Genomic DNA, 15192 nt, shown 5'->3' on the forward strand with positions numbered 1-15192 from the left:
ACGGAAGGTGATCCGCCACCCGGGCGGCGAAGTGGAGTGGGATTATGAAAGAGACGCAAACTCAGAAAAAAACAGTTGGTATGGAGGATATTGTACGTGCTCACCACGTGCTGCGTGAGGTGATCATACGGACACCGCTGCAGCGGGATGCGGTACTGTCTGCCAAATACGGCTGTAATGTGTACTTGAAACGTGAAGATTTACAGGTGGTCCGGTCCTTTAAAATCCGGGGCGCCTACAATATGATTCGCAGTTTGACCGATTCGGAGCTGACAGCAGGCATTGTATGTGCGAGTGCCGGTAACCATGCTCAGGGCGTGGCTTTTTCATGCAAGGTACTTAACATTCGCGGCAAAATCTTTATGCCAAGCACCACGCCGAACCAGAAGGTGAAACAGGTTAAACGGTTTGGCGGGAGCAGCGTGGAGGTCATTCTGACTGGAGATACATTTGACGATGCGTATGCTGAAGCAATCAAGATATGCAAAGAACAGGGAATGACCTTCATTCATCCGTTCGATGAACCCCGTATTGTAGCGGGTAGCGGAACGATCGGGATGGAAGTGATGGAAGAGCTGGACGTCCCGGCTGATTATATGTTTGTCACCATTGGTGGCGGCGGTCTTGCAGCCGGAGTATCAACTTATGTAAAAACCGTCAGTCCGATGACCCAGATGATTGGTGTTGAACCATTGGGAGCGGCTTCCATGATTGAAGCCAAGGAACGCGGTGAGGTGGTTACGCTTAACGAGATCGATAAGTTCGTTGATGGTGCCGCGGTCAAAAGAGTTGGCCAGCTCCCCTATGAAATTTGTAAAGAACTTCTGGACGATATCGTCATGGTTCCCGAAGGCAAAGCATGCACAACCATCTTGGAGCTATACAATGAGAATGCCATCGTGGTTGAGCCGGCTGGGGCTCTCTCCGTAGCAGCCCTTGATCTGTATGGTGACAAGATCCGCGGTAAAAATGTAGTCTGCGTTATTAGCGGCGGCAACAACGATATTGACCGTATGCAGGAGATCAAGGAACGCTCTCTGATCTATGAAGGCTTGAAGCATTATTTCATGATCAATTTCCCACAACGTGCGGGAGCACTGCGCGAGTTTTTGGAGGAAGTACTTGGGCCGAATGACGATATCGCACGGTTTGAGTATACGAAGAAGCACAATAAGGAGGACGGTCCTGCACTAGTCGGGATTGAGCTGCTGTATCCAGAGGATTACGGTCCGTTGGTCGAGCGGATGAACCGGAAAGGCCTCGATTACACTGAACTTAACAAAAACATGAACCTGTTTAACCTGCTGATCTAATCCGCAGGAGCAGGACTAAGCTCTGACAACCGGCATACTGCCGTCATACGATTCTACATGTAAAAAGAGCCTGCATTCCGTTTGAAGGAATGCAGGCTCTTTTTGTAGAGATAAGAAAGTGTAAACTTCAGTGTAAACCACATCCTTATCTCGCAAGAAAAACTACCATAAAATGCGGTCTGTCTTCTTTGAAGTACGTCGATAGACGTTTTTCTTACTATTGCTATCTTTATCTTGATCCAAGGAAAAACGAAAAACGATTTATCTTCTGGAGAATAACACTTTAGTTCCGATCAAACCGACGATGAAAATTACGAGGCTAGCCCAAGGCGGGATAACGAGAACGGGAAGAGAGCGGCCAAGCCAAACCCCTGCAACCAGTATGACAACAACGACCGCGATATAAATTCCCATGTTACGAATGTTGATTTTGCGTTTGCTGTCTTCTGGCTGGAAGGTATCTTTGTTCATCAGGTTCATGATCAGCTTGATCAAAATATAGGAGCCTGCAGCAACGAGCAGAAGGGTGGATATACGCACTTGAGACATTTTCTCCACATGACCACCCGTCATCATCGTAAAGAAACCAACCAGAGCCTGTGCGAAAAAGAACCAGGTTAGTGCCACCCAAGGAATCATCAAGCTAAGCTGGATCTGGCTCAGACCCTTCAGCTTGGGCAAATTCTCTACAAGCTCTGCGCAATATGCCTCAGGATCGTTGCCGAAGACTTCTTTCGCACTTTTTCCCTTGCTCTGGGCATCCAGCAGATGCTGGGCCATCTCGAGCAGAAGCTCTTCACCCCGGGCTTCATTTACAGCACTGGTGCGGATATAGACGACCATGTCTTCGTAATATTTCAAGTTGGATGGTGTCATCAGCTCTTGTAGCCGGTTGTTTTCCCGGACCATCTGTTTAATCTTCATGACTTTGTTCCTCCGTTGTCTAAAATGTGATCCACACTATGCTTCAGCGTACCCCAATGCTGCTTAAATTGAGACAGGGTGTCCAGTCCTTTCTCTGTCAGGTTGTAATATTTCCGGGGGGGTCCGCCGGAGCCGGTGTCTGAACGGAGCGTGCCCTCAATCAATTGCTCTTTCTGCATCCGGAGGAGAAGGGGGTAAATGCTACCTTCGCTAACGAACGTTAAGCCACTCTGTTCAAGCAGGGTGCTGAGCTCATATCCGTACACTTCGCGATTTTCCATTAGTGACAGGATGCAGCCTTCCAATATCCCTTTTAGCATCTGACTTTGCGTTGTCATGGCCAACTCCTTTGATCTAAGTATGTTGTAATACAATATAGTTTATAATGATCTACCTTGTAATGCAAGTTAATGTGTGAAAAAAGTGAATCTTTGACTAAAAGAGAATAATTCCCGGTCAGCTTCTCAACAATATAAGCAATCTTGAATGAACATTCAGGAACAACCACACACGAAAGGGTGAACATTCGTATGACACAACAGTACAATGCACGCAGCATAGCGGCAGAAAGACAGGCTTCAGAAAGGGCCAGAATGGATGGTGTCGATACGGACAACGGGATTGTAACTCCGGACGATCACCCTTTTACGGCAGGTAGCATGGACCTGGATTCCCCGGAGGAGATAAACGGAGCTGAATCGGAAGAAGAAGGGGCGAGCGCGTTAAACATCTGGATTAATGAACGGGATGATGCACAGTGGATGAATGACTGGAGTGGCCGGATCGAGACACATTCCATGTTCCGCGCTAGCTACGAGTAAAGATGAAGAAGGACTGCTGAATGTTTTAAATATTGCTATCATCCCGGGGTCCCCGAAAAGTAATCGGAGTTGCTTTAAAGCTTTAGGTCACTTTTTTGGGGGTTCAAAAAATGTTCCGTTTCGTCCCGTTGACAACTCATATAGGTAATGCTAAGATAATTTTAATTAATTCATATTAAACTTATCGGAATTATTGTTATATATGAGAAATCTTTCGGGGAGGAATGGGCATGGAGCGGCAGATCATCATCCGTCACAATCAGGAGGAACTAACGGCAAGTATACATTATCCGTCTAAAGACGGGCGACAGGAAGGGCGCTGCAATCGTGTTCCACTCGTTGTCATCTGCCACGGCTTCGTCGGAAGCCGGATCGGCGTAGATCGCCTGTTCGTGAAGACAGCGCGGGAGCTTGCAGAGGATGGGTATATGGTACTCCGCTTCGATTATATCGGCTGCGGAGAAAGCTCTGGCTGCTACGGAGCTGAAGGGCTGGAGTCCATGATTGCTCAGACCCGTTCCGTACTAGATTACGGACTGAGCTGCACCGATGTTGACCCAACCCGGGTGACGCTGATCGGTCACAGTCTTGGAGGAGCCGTAGCGCTTCAGACAGCTGTCCGCGACCGCCGGGTCAAGAATCTTGTCCTATGGTCGGCTGTAGGCTATCCGTTTAACGATATTGTGACTATTACGGGCCGTGATGTGTACGACGCGTCCGTGAAATCCGGAAAAGCAGATTACCTCGGCTATGAATTCACACCGGCGTTTTTCGAATCGCTTGCAGCGGGGCAGCCGTTTCAGGAGGCGATCAAATTCACTGGAGATGTGCTGGTCATCCACGGAACGTCTGACGAAATTATCCCGGTCGATTATGCGTTCCTGTATCAAAAAGTGTTCTGGATGCGTCCCGAGGGACGTTGCGATAAAGAGATCATCTTCCAGGGAGATCATACGTATTCTGCGGGGCTGCAGCGATCACAGCTGTTGAAACGGACCCGGGAATGGTTGAACGAGCTGGAGAGCGTTCAGCAGGATTGGCAGCATTGGATGATATGACAAAGACCTCCGCTTCACCTGTTCGGGTGAAGCGGAGGTCTTTTCGATACTTATTAGGATTGAAGTTAGTATGGTTTCTCTATATGTGGAACAATGAATTTCGAGCTTGAGATTGTTCTTTACACGGTGTGCTTTTTAAACTTTGGAGCACTGTCGCCATAGGTTGTTCGTCCGCCTTTGTTAAACAATCCACGAAGGTAAGGGAGGACATAGCGGTCAAGACCGATTTTGCCAGCATTAGCGGCTGCAACGATGATCAGTACTTCAAGCAGTAGCAATTGTGCGTTGGTGCTCACGGTACCCGAGAAGAGGAACGCTGCGTTCATCACGAGTCCCATCAGTGCAGCAAAGGTGGTAAACGTTCCGAGAATGAGTCCAAGACCTACCAGGAATTCACCAAGCGGTACAAGGACGTTGAACAATTTTACTCCAGGCAGTGCGGCATGTTCCAGAAACGCAGCCCACCATCCTTGTACGGCGGGGTGGTCACCCGCTGCCTTTGCGATTGCCCCCTGCATAAACCCTGCGGCGTCAAATCCGCCCGTAAGCTTGCCCCAACCTGCTGTTAACCACTCGTAACCAACATAGACCCGAATTACGGTCAGAAGCCACATTGCAAATTTATTCTCTCTCAGCCATTGGTTAAACATATGAACCACTCCTTAGATGATTTATAATTTCGTGTTATGTTGTTGACTGCTTCTTATTGCTGATGGAAGATGATCATCTCTTTCATGGCTTAATTATAAGTGAAAAAAATCACATGACTTGTGATTTAAATCACAATTTTAAATAAAATTTAAAATTAATTTTAAGTATCTTTAAATGGATGCGATTTCATTAAATACAGAGATGTATAGAGCTTGAGATCAAAGCATGATATATTAGTTACTACCTAATAAATTAAGTTAATGCCTAAAGAATGGAGGATACTTTTATGCTCGTATGGATGCTGCGAAGCATTATGGCTGAACGCGGTATTTGGTCAGGGGCCGCCTTGGCGAGATTATTAAAGGAGAAGGCGGGGTACAGCTTATCAGCTCCCTCCATTAGTTCATTGATTAACGGTTCACCGAAGCAGATGAAAGCAGAGACGTTGGACGCTTTATGTACAGCATTAGAATGTACGCCTAGCGATTTGTGGGTTCATACCCCTTCGCGTTTTAAGGGTGCTTAATAAGGAGGAGTAAATAGCATGGCGGAAAGAACGATACTTCCTTTTGGTAATTCTCTATTAAGAAAAATAGCGAAGCCGGTCGAAGAAGTGAACCCACGTATGCTGAAATTGCTGGACGATATGGTGGATACCCTTTATGCGACGGAAGGCAGAGCTGGCTTGGCCGCTCCACAAATCGGAATTCTAAGGCGAGTGGTCGTCATGGACTGTGGAGAAGGGCTGATTGAGCTCATAAATCCCGAAATCATGGAGTCTAGCGGTGAACAGTTCGGACCGGAGGGTTGTCTATCATATCCCGGATACAATGGTATGGTGACAAGGTCCCATTATGTAAAAGTGTCTAGTCTGAACCGTCAAGGGGAACCCTTTATCCTTGAAGCTGAGGGTTATCTGGCCGTGTGCATTCAGCATGAGATCGATCACCTGAACGGCATACTGTTCATTGATCATGTAAAGGACGATTTTCTTTATCATGAGCAGGACGGACATCGAGTTCGTCTTATGGATGTACTTAAACTGACAAGATGACAAAAAGCCCGTTAACGGGCTTTTTGTTGTGTTTACGAGTAATAGTGACTCGTTTCCTTTTTACCTAAGTAATTTTCCTTCTATAATGTACATTTACAGACAAATAATGCGTTATATGATTAAATGTAAAATATGGTCTAACTGTCAGTTCAACTTGAGATTTATTGGATTAGAATTTGGGAGTGCTATGAATTAGGGGGAAAACGAAGATGTTGTTGAACAAAAGAAAATCCGTGTGGAGGACAAGCATTCTCTCCATCTCGGCGGTGCTCATGCTGTCTGCATGTAGTGGGGAAAAAAAGGAAGAGCCTGTCGTAACGCAAGAGGTCCAGACTCCAGTGGAATCGCCAGCGGAAACACCGCCTGGGAAGGAGACTGCTGCATTTACGGCACCGCTTACAGGACTGCCGCTTGAAGAGGCATCCAATCGGAGGCCGCTGTCTGTTATGATCAACAATGCGCCTGCCGCGCGGCCGCAATCTGGACTCAGCCAGGCAGACATTGTCTATGAGGTGCTGGCCGAAGGCGGAATCACACGTCTGATCGCTATTTTCCAAAGCCAGACCGGTATTGAGAAGATCGGTCCGATCCGCAGCATCCGGCCTTATCTGATTAATATAGGCGAAAGTTACGGCGGCGTCCTTGTTCATGCGGGAGGTAGTCCGGAAGCGTATTCCATCATCAAGAAACAGGGCAAGCAGGATCTCGATGAGATCGGCAATGCCGGAGCTTATTTTTGGCGGGAGAAGGATCGCAAGGCACCTCATAACTTGTACTCCAGTGATGAGAAGCTTCGTGAAGGAGCGGACAAGCATAAGTTTTCAGGTGATGTGACGATACCGAAGTACACTTTTATGAAGGAAGAGGCAGCGGAACCAGACTCGGATAGTGGATCTATATCTGCAGAAGCAGCGGAACCAGACTCGGATAGTGGATCTATATCTGCAGAGGCAGCGGAACCAGGCTCGGATAGTGGATCTATATCTGCAAAGGCAGTAGAACCAGGCTCGGATAGTGGATCTGTATCTGCAGACGTTCCAGCGGGCGAAGCCGCAGCGAAGGTCGACATTACCTTTTTGCTGAAAAATTATGTGGTAGGGTACGCCTATGATGAACAATCTAAGCTGTATCAAAGATCTATTAACGGCCAGCCGCATATCGATCTGAATAACAATTCCGTGCTTACAGCTGCCAATGTCATTGTGCTGGGGGCGAACCATAAAGTGCTCGACGATGTTGGCAGACTGGCTGTAGACATTGATCCGGGTGGAGAAGCGATGCTGTTCCAGCAGGGGAAGGTCATTAAGGGACAGTGGGTTCGTTCAGCCGGAGACGTCATCCGTTTCATGAAAGACGGTAAAGAAGTGCCTTTGGTTCCAGGAACGACCTATTTCAACATCGTGCCAAACAGTCCCGCTTTCGACACACATATTACAATTACTAATCCATAATTCGGATTTGCTGGGATAAACGACATCGAAGCGGGTAAGTTATATTTATAGTCTTCAAAATGTAAGCGTATTGCTCGGCTTTTTTTGCGATTTTGGGCGTTTTTAGACAATACTTTGTAGTACACACGTTTCATTGTATGTGATAAGATAATCAAGGTTGTCTTTTCCTTTCATTTCGACGTTCATGGCAATTTTTCGTAAAGGGGTTAGAGTATGAAATTGAAGAAAAAGGATATATTCTTCCAGACGTTGGAGAATATGGCCGATACAATCGTGCAAGCAGCAGATTATTTCTCACAGCACGTTTCTAATCTACAAGATGTTACAGAATTTGCTAATGAAATGAAAAAATTTGAGTCCAAGTGTGACACTTTCACACATACCATCATCACGGAACTCAACAAAACATTTATTACGCCAATTGAACGCGACGACATCATGGATTTGACAACCAGTATGGATGATGTAATGGATGGTCTTGAAGCCACTGCAGCCCGATTTTATATGTATCAGTTGGGCCAGCCGGACGAGTATATCGTTCAGTTTGGCGAAATCTTGCGTCAATCCTCTTACGAAATCCAGAAGGCGATTCATCTGCTCTCGCAGAAAAAGCTGCTGGCTATTCGTGAGTATACCATTCGTCTGAATGACCTGGAAAACCAAGGTGATGAGCTGCTGCGTATTTGTATTAAAGATTTGTTCGCTACAGTATCTGATCCGATCGAACTGATCAAACGCAAAGAGATTTACGAACGTCTTGAGACTACCACGGACACTTGCGAAGACGTGGCAAATATGCTCGAATCTATCATTATGCGTAATTCGTAAGGGGTCCTGAACTATGGATACAACTATGCTCGTATTAGGTATCGTCGTATTTCTGGCACTCGCGTTTGACTTTATTAACGGGTTCCACGATACGGCAAATGCTATCGCAACCTCGGTGTCAACACGGGCGTTAAAGCCTCGGACGGCGATTATCATGGCCGCTTCCATGAACTTTTTAGGTGCGATGCTGTTTACCGGCGTAGCCAAAACGATCGGCGGCAGTGTAGCGGATCCGACAACGCTTGACAACGGAATTGAGGTTGTTATTGCAACACTCATCGCCGCAATCATTTGGAACCTCGCGACTTGGTGGTTCGGAATTCCGTCCTCCTCTTCACATGCGCTTATTGGTGCTTTGGCAGGGGCAGTATTTGTCGGAGCAGGAAGCGATAAGCTGAACTATGCCGGATTTACCGACATCGTACTTGCGCTCATTCTATCGCCGATCATCGCTTTTGTTGTCGGTTATCTGATCATGCAGCTGCTCAAAGTGATCTTTGCCAAAAAGAGTCCGCATACGGTAAACAAAGGTTTCCGTACGATGCAGATCTTTACAGCGGCACTTCAATCCTTCACGCATGGTACGAATGATGCACAGAAAGCGATGGGGATTATCACGTTCGCACTCGTGACCTCAGGTCAGCTGAGCGAAATGGAAGTTCCGTTTTGGGTTAAGTTGTCTGCAGCTACGGCAATGGCGCTCGGTACTTCGGTGGGCGGATGGAAGATCATCAAAACCATGGGTACCAAAATATTCAAAATCGAGCCGATTAACGGGTTCGCAGCTGATTTTACCGGCGCATCTGTTATTTTTTCGGCTACGTTGCTTCACCTGCCGATCAGTACAACCCATGCTATCACTTCAGCCATACTCGGTGTTGGCTCAGCCAAACGCTTTTCGGCCGTTAAATGGTCTCTTGCGGGTCGTATTGTAATAACTTGGTTTATTACCATTCCGATCACGGCACTGCTTGCAGGTCTTATCTTCAAGATTTTATTCTAGAAACCAGACAACACATACACATATATATAGGATAGTGTGGAGCCAATCATATAAGATTGGCTTTTTTGTTTAAAATATAATAGAAGATTGTTTTGATGAGACTTTTAGAAAAAGGGGGCTGAGGATATGATTCGAACGTTAGCCGTGACCCGCAGCCGTGAGGCTGTCATTGGACTTCCTTTGGAAGAGCTCAATCTGGAGGAATACGATTGGGTCTGGGTCGATTTTAATACGCCGACGACGGAGGAGTCCAGGATGCTGGAAACGTATTTTCATTTTCACCCGCTCGCGGTTGAAGACTGCCTTCATGTTTTGCAGAGACCCAAACTTGACTATTATGAGGATTTGCAGTTTCTTGTTCTGCATGCTCTAGACCCGGATAGCCTGGAAGCTGTGGAGGTCGACTTCTTCCTGTCGCCATCGTTATTTGTGTCATTTCATATGCAGCCCTTGATCGAGGTGGATGAGGCATGGGAGAGGGTAACGGATGGTGCAAAGCGGAGAGGTATTAAGGCGAATGGAGCTACCTTTTCCGCTTATACGGTCATGGACAAGCTGGTCGACCAATATTTCCCGAGCCTGTTTGCCATAGAGGATGAACTGGCAGAGATCGAGAGCAAGGGCGGAGAAGAATCTATAGAGGAACTGATGCATCAGGTGTTTTCCCTGCGCTCCAAGCTTTTGAAGCTGAGACGGACGGTTGTGCCGATGAGAGATCTACTGTACCGGGTCGTGAATTCGCAGCATGTTCAGAAGCACGGTCATCACGCTTATTTCTCGGATATTTATGACCATTTGCTGAAGCTGACGGATATGATCGAGGTGGACAGAGAGATGACGGCAGACCTGCGTGACAGTTACATATCTTTGAATTCCAACCGGATGAACAATATTATGAAGACACTGACCGTTATTACAACGATCTTTATGCCCTTGACGCTGATCGCCGGTATTTACGGAATGAATTTTGATGTTATGCCAGAGCTGCATTGGAGTTTCGGATATGGAGCTGTGCTCCTGCTCATGTTCCTGCTGGGGGCAAGCATGGTATTATGGTTCATACGGCGGGGCTGGTTCAAGTAGGCGAGGTCCGGTGACGGTGGTAATCTTAAGCGGTTTCATGATTTCAGGAGGATGTAGGTGATACTCCATGAATGTTATGCCGAATAGGCCAAACCAAGTGTAAGGCAACGAATGCCTCCTCTCACTTGGATTGGCCATGGTGCTGATTCAATATGAACTTTCGAGTTAACGGGCTTCATAAGCGTAAGGCGTGAAGCGCCAGCTTAAGATCGCCGGCGCTTTCGTCCACCTGAAGAGGGCCTGCGTGAGCCGGATCTCCGTCTGGCGGCTGAGGAGGAACGACGTTTTCTTGGGGTATATCCATAGCTGCTGTTACTGAAGTTGGTAGATTTATTGGAGGAAGCTCCCTTGCCTTTTTTGCCAAACATTCCGGTAAAGAGAGATATCATGGGTGCGAGCTGTTGGAAGCCTTGCATGACTTTCTGGACTTTGCCCACGTTCGCAACGAGTCCGTCAATCCCGCCCATTCGCTCAATAATGCCTTTTACATCGATATTGCTGAGGTTAAGACCGCTGAGCAAGCTACTTAGACCGCCGGATCCGCCGGTGGAAGGAGCAGGGGTGACCGCGGATACAGGAACCGGAAGACTCCCTCCTACTTCAGACGCTCCATCAAAGGGTGTGAAGGATGACTGTGCCGTATTTGAATAAGGATAGAGGGAGGGAGTTCCAACCTCTTCGGGAAAGTCAGCATATGGATTAACACCGGGATAAGACGATGCAGGCGGCATTTCGCTGATTGCCCGCTGGTTCGATGGGCGGCGGTGGTGATAATGGTAATGACTTGGCATGTTTATCACTTTCCTTTTTGAATGGTTTACTATACTGTATGAAATAGGCGGGCTAATGGCTTAGGCGTTTGCCCTTGTTTACGGGATAGGAGCGGAATCGGGCGGGTGCCCATGTGGGCCATTAGTGATTTTTTTAGGTGTATTTTTCCATAAAAAAGCCGATGATATGGTTGTCCTGTAGTGCGTGAAATCGTTAATGCTTGAAAAGACTGTATCTGCTCGGGTACAATGAAGGTGCGTATAAGTAACGGTAGGGGATGATCTAGTGCAATTAAAAAAATTAAATGATAAAAGCATCGATCAATTATTTGAATCAGTCCTGACATTGGAGAGTGTGGAAGAATGTTATGTATTTTTCGATGATCTCTGCACAGTCAACGAAATTCAATCTTTGTCTCAGCGACTGGAAGTTGCGCGGATGTTGGGAAAAGGGAGCACATACAACCAGATAGAAGCAGAAACCGGAGCCAGCACAGCAACAATCTCTCGTGTGAAACGGTGTTTGAACTATGGTAATGATGGGTATAAAATGGCGCTGGAACGTTTAGGGCGTTAATGATGAAATCTGGAGTGCTAGTCATCAGTCATGGCTCCAGAGAAGAGACTTGGGTATCGCTGGTGGACGAGGCTGTCCGGGAGCTGGCCAAGGATGTGGATGTACCGGTAGTGGCTTCATATCTGGAGTTAGTAGAAGGTCGCCTCATTCAAGACGGTATATTAGCATTGGAAGGCCAGGGTGTCACGGACATGCTGGTTATTCCTTTGTTCGTATCGTCGGGTAGCACTCATATTGATGAAATAGCATACGCTTTGGGTGTAAAGTCTGTGCCCGACAAGGAGACGGATCTCGAACCATTTGAGGTGAAGGCACGGGTCCATTTTGGTACCCCAGTCGACGATGATCCGGATATTGCCGTCATGGTATGGGATAAAGTTCGTGAGCTGTCTTATGAACCTTCGAAAGAAGTCGTACTTCTGGTCGGTCATGGCAGCCGTCATGAGTTGTTTCGCACCCGCTGGGAGCTTGGGATAAAATCTCTGGCCCTGCGGGTCGCGGAAGTAGGCGGGACGTTTGCGGATGCTGCGCTGCTGAATCCCGGAAATATTCGGGAAAAAGTGGTAGAATGGAAGGAGCGCGGCTGCGAGGTAATCGTGGCTCCGCTTTTTTTAAGTGAGGGATATTTTACCGAGAAGGTGATTCCGGACCGGCTGGAGGGGCTTTTGTGTCGTTATTCAGGCCGAACGCTACTGCCTCACCCGCTGCTTCCGCAGTGGATGCTGCGTCAGGTTCGTACCTTCTTGAACCCTTGAAATCATGAATACAGGTGGCGTATCGTAAATGAAAAAAGCACGGTTAATTTATAACCCCACCTCTGGGCGGGAGGAAATGAAGCGGCGTCTGGCCGATATATTGCAACGTCTGGACAACGCAGGTATTGAGACCTCTTGTCATGCGACAACTGGCGAGGGGGATGCGACTCTCGCAGCCGCGGAAGCAGTGGATCGGGGTTATGACCTCATCATTGCCGCCGGTGGCGACGGAACATTGAACGAAGTCATTAACGGCATGGCGGAGAAAGAGAATATTCCACCTTTGGGTGTGTTCCCGCTAGGAACGACGAATGACTTTGCACGGGCGCTTGGCATTTCGAAGAACTGGGAGGAATACTGCGATCTGGTGATTCGGAATGAGACCAGGCCGATTGATCTCGGTAAGGCCAATGACCGTTACTTCATTAATATTGCGGGCGGTGGTACGCTGACGGAGCTTACGTACGAAGTTCCAAGCAAGCTCAAGACGATGATCGGGCAGCTGGCGTATTATTTGAAGGGGCTGGAGAAAATGGTCAGCCTGACGCCGCAGGAGCTCATCATCAACGCGAACGGCCAGGCACCGATCCACGATGAGTTCATGGTGTTCCTCATCGCGAACAGTAACTCGGTTGGCGGTTTCGAGAAGCTAGCCCCCGGCGCCAGCATCGACGACGGTCTGTTCGACGTCATTGCGCTGCGCAAATGCAATCTAGCAGAGTTCGTCCGTGTCGTTCACCTGGCCCTGCGCGGAGAGCATTTGAACGATAAGAGGGTCATCCACTTCCGGACCGATTATATGGAGGTTGTCTCCCCGGGTCCAGTGCAGCTGAATCTCGACGGCGAGTTCGGCGGTGTGCTGCCAGGAACATTCCGCAACTTGCCGCAGCATCTGCGGATTTTTACGTGAGGCATGAATTAGATTGAATGTAATAGGAAGCTCCCGTATAATGATGGACGGAGCTTTTTCGACAAGCTCCCCTATGGGGGCTTTTTGTTGTTGGGTAAGATTTTGATTATGGATGTGCTCAATACAGGGAATATAGAGTGGTATGGGTGCACGCATTTGATATATACGGTAAAAGAGCTTTATAAGTCGAATGGAAAGAAGTGAGCAGCACATCATGAAGAAGAACCGTAGCGGACGCGGTCCGCACCGTAGCAGCAAGCCCTCGGCGGTAATTGCCGGATTGCCGGTGGCAAAGAATGACGAGGTTATCATAGACATCATCGGGATGAATCATGACGGAGAAGGGGTCGGCCGTGCGGAAGGCTACACCCTGTTCGTGCAGGGCGCGTTGCCGGGCGAGAAGGTCCGCGTGAAGGTGCTTAAGACAAAGAAGCAGTACGGTTATGCGAAGCTGATGGAGCTGGTGGAGGCAAGCAAGGCTAGGACTTCGGCACCTTGTCCGATCTATGACCAATGTGGCGGCTGTCAGCTGCAGCATATGGACTATGCTGCCCAGCTGGAGTGGAAACGCCAACTTGTGGTGGACAACCTGGAGCGGATCGGGAAGCTGCGGGTGCAGGATAGAGCGACTAGAGCTGGGATGAACGGTCAGGACGGGGAGCAGGGCGATGAGCCAAGTGGAGAAGCTGTAACTCAAGAAGGGATTATCGTGCGTCCAACGCTCGGCATGAGCGAGCCTTGGCGTTACCGTAACAAGTCACAGGTTCCGATCGGTGTTACCGAAGGCGGACTTGTTGGTGGATTCTATGCCCGGGGCAGTCACCGTATTGTAGATATGGAGACATGTCTTATCCAGCATGAGCAGAACGACGCTGTCGTTAGCCGTGTGAAAGCCATTGGCCGGAAGCTTGGCATTACCGCTTATAATGAAGAAACAGGACAAGGCCTGCTTCGCCATGTTGTTGTGAAGATCGGCTTTGCAACTGGGGAAATGATGATCGTTCTTGTCACCAATGGCGAGCGTATCCCTCACCTTGACCAATGGATCGCTGCGATTCGCGAGGAACTGCCAGCCGTCGTGAGCATCTGTCAGAACGTCAATACGCGTAAGACGAATGTTATTTTCGGAGATGTTACCCGTGTCCTGTGGGGACGCGAGGTTATCCATGACTATATCGGTGACGTGAAGTTTGCCATCTCTGCACGTTCTTTCTATCAGGTGAATCCAGCACAGACGGAGATCTTGTATGGTAAAACTGTGGAATATGCTGGGCTGACCGGCAATGAGACAGTTATCGATGCCTACTGCGGCATCGGTACGATTTCATTGTTCTTGGCGCAACACGCCAAGAAGGTGTACGGCGTCGAGATTGTCAAAGAAGCGATTGAGGATGCACGTGCAAATGCTGAACTAAATGGTATGAGCCATGTGGAGTTCGAGGTAGGAGCTTCCGAGGATGTTATTCCACGCTGGAAAGAGCAGGGCGTCGAGGCGGACGTGATTGTAGTGGACCCACCCCGCAAGGGCTGCGACCCTCGCTTGCTAGAAACAATCCTTCAGATGAAGCCGGAGCGGGTTGTGTATGTAAGCTGTAATCCATCGACGCTGGCAAGGGATTTGAGAGTACTCGAGGATGGTGGGTACCGCACCGTTGAGGTGCAACCGGTGGATATGTTTCCGCATACGGTGCATGTGGAGTCGGTTGCATTGCTACAAAGACAATAAGGCTGGAAATCTTTAATTCCAAGTACTAGAGTGTGGGAACACATATAGAATAATGATTTAAAAAGGTGCTATTAAAAATAGCACCTTTTTAATTTGAATCAACATCAATTCCCTCCTGCAAATCCTTATGCACTTAATCTCAACTGTTTTAAGCTTCAGACCACCCGCAATTTAATAAATCATCGTACTCAAGTTTTTTCCTAACTACGCATTAAATGTCGACCATTGTTGGTTTACTATTAGCGAAGTAAGGAGGTTTTCCGAAATA

17 protein-coding genes are annotated in these 15192 nt (G+C 48.1%); 13 read left to right on the forward strand and 4 right to left on the reverse strand.

What is annotated here, in order from left to right; all coding sequences use genetic code 11:
- The first annotated feature begins 44 nt into the window (after positions 1-44).
- Positions 45-1313: a threonine ammonia-lyase IlvA gene (gene ilvA / locus MNQ98_RS04650; protein WP_241932130.1), complete on the forward strand. Its 1269-nt coding sequence runs from the start codon at positions 45-47 to the stop codon at positions 1311-1313.
- Positions 1314-1574: 261 nt separating this feature from the next.
- On the opposite strand, the gene MNQ98_RS04655 is transcribed toward ilvA, so the two are convergent.
- Positions 1575-2237, reverse strand: a complete 663-nt coding sequence (locus MNQ98_RS04655; protein WP_241932131.1) for a DUF1129 family protein — start codon at positions 2235-2237, stop codon at positions 1575-1577.
- Positions 2234-2575: a PadR family transcriptional regulator gene (locus tag MNQ98_RS04660; RefSeq protein ID WP_208915757.1), complete on the reverse strand. Its 342-nt coding sequence runs from the start codon at positions 2573-2575 to the stop codon at positions 2234-2236. The genes MNQ98_RS04655 and MNQ98_RS04660 overlap by 4 nt, the downstream gene beginning before the upstream one ends.
- A gap of 192 nt (positions 2576-2767) precedes the next feature.
- On the opposite strand from MNQ98_RS04660, the gene MNQ98_RS04665 reads away from it, so the two are divergent.
- On the forward strand, positions 2768-3058 hold the full coding sequence (locus MNQ98_RS04665) for a hypothetical protein (protein WP_241932132.1): 291 nt from the start codon (positions 2768-2770) through the stop codon (positions 3056-3058).
- 230 nt (positions 3059-3288) lie between these two features.
- Positions 3289-4116, forward strand: a complete 828-nt coding sequence (locus tag MNQ98_RS04670) for an alpha/beta hydrolase family protein (RefSeq protein ID WP_241932133.1) — start codon at positions 3289-3291, stop codon at positions 4114-4116.
- A gap of 119 nt (positions 4117-4235) precedes the next feature.
- On the opposite strand, the gene MNQ98_RS04675 is transcribed toward MNQ98_RS04670, so the two are convergent.
- The gene (locus MNQ98_RS04675) at positions 4236-4766 is read right to left on the reverse strand and encodes a DoxX family protein (RefSeq protein ID WP_241932134.1); all 531 of its coding nucleotides are present in this window, start codon (positions 4764-4766) and stop codon (positions 4236-4238) included.
- A 287-nt stretch (positions 4767-5053) separates the two neighbouring features.
- On the opposite strand from MNQ98_RS04675, the gene MNQ98_RS04680 reads away from it, so the two are divergent.
- The 6 genes from MNQ98_RS04680 (at position 5054) to corA (ending at position 10186) form a co-directional block, all read left to right on the forward strand.
- Positions 5054-5293, forward strand: coding sequence for a helix-turn-helix domain-containing protein (locus MNQ98_RS04680; protein WP_241932135.1), 240 nt, complete (start codon positions 5054-5056; stop codon positions 5291-5293).
- A gap of 18 nt (positions 5294-5311) precedes the next feature.
- On the forward strand, positions 5312-5821 hold the full coding sequence (gene def / locus MNQ98_RS04685; RefSeq protein ID WP_241932136.1) for a peptide deformylase: 510 nt from the start codon (positions 5312-5314) through the stop codon (positions 5819-5821).
- 209 nt (positions 5822-6030) lie between these two features.
- Positions 6031-7272 carry a DUF3048 domain-containing protein gene (locus tag MNQ98_RS04690; protein ID WP_241932137.1) on the forward strand — a complete coding sequence of 414 codons (1242 nt, stop codon included), beginning with the start codon at positions 6031-6033 and terminating at the stop codon, positions 7270-7272.
- A gap of 213 nt (positions 7273-7485) precedes the next feature.
- A complete protein-coding gene (locus MNQ98_RS04695; RefSeq protein WP_208915753.1) occupies positions 7486-8100 on the forward strand; it encodes a DUF47 domain-containing protein in 615 nt (204 codons plus the stop codon).
- Positions 8101-8113: 13 nt separating this feature from the next.
- The gene (locus tag MNQ98_RS04700; protein WP_208915752.1) at positions 8114-9103 is read left to right on the forward strand and encodes an inorganic phosphate transporter; all 990 of its coding nucleotides are present in this window, start codon (positions 8114-8116) and stop codon (positions 9101-9103) included.
- 126 nt (positions 9104-9229) lie between these two features.
- Positions 9230-10186, forward strand: a complete 957-nt coding sequence (gene corA / locus MNQ98_RS04705; protein ID WP_241932138.1) for a magnesium/cobalt transporter CorA — start codon at positions 9230-9232, stop codon at positions 10184-10186.
- A 203-nt stretch (positions 10187-10389) separates the two neighbouring features.
- Here corA and MNQ98_RS04710 read toward each other — a convergent pair whose 3' ends face one another.
- A complete protein-coding gene (locus tag MNQ98_RS04710; protein ID WP_241932139.1) occupies positions 10390-10977 on the reverse strand; it encodes a hypothetical protein in 588 nt (195 codons plus the stop codon).
- A 265-nt stretch (positions 10978-11242) separates the two neighbouring features.
- Between MNQ98_RS04710 and MNQ98_RS04715 the strand changes: the two genes are divergently transcribed.
- From MNQ98_RS04715 to rlmD, 4 genes are all read left to right on the forward strand, one after another.
- Positions 11243-11533: a YerC/YecD family TrpR-related protein gene (locus MNQ98_RS04715; protein ID WP_241932140.1), complete on the forward strand. Its 291-nt coding sequence runs from the start codon at positions 11243-11245 to the stop codon at positions 11531-11533.
- Positions 11533-12288, forward strand: a complete 756-nt coding sequence (locus MNQ98_RS04720) for a sirohydrochlorin chelatase (RefSeq protein WP_241932141.1) — start codon at positions 11533-11535, stop codon at positions 12286-12288. Before MNQ98_RS04715 ends, MNQ98_RS04720 begins: the two co-directional genes overlap by 1 nt.
- 28 nt (positions 12289-12316) lie before the next feature.
- Complete coding sequence (locus MNQ98_RS04725) at positions 12317-13198, forward strand: diacylglycerol kinase (protein WP_241932142.1); 882 nt, start codon at positions 12317-12319, stop codon at positions 13196-13198.
- Between the two features lie 214 nt (positions 13199-13412).
- Positions 13413-14924, forward strand: a complete 1512-nt coding sequence (gene rlmD / locus MNQ98_RS04730) for a 23S rRNA (uracil(1939)-C(5))-methyltransferase RlmD (RefSeq protein WP_241932143.1) — start codon at positions 13413-13415, stop codon at positions 14922-14924.
- The last annotated feature ends 268 nt before the right edge of the window (positions 14925-15192 follow it).

The sequence above is a fragment of the Paenibacillus sp. N3/727 genome, from assembly GCF_022637315.1.
Taxonomy (GTDB): Bacteria; Bacillota; Bacilli; order Paenibacillales; family Paenibacillaceae; genus Paenibacillus_AQ; species Paenibacillus_AQ uliginis.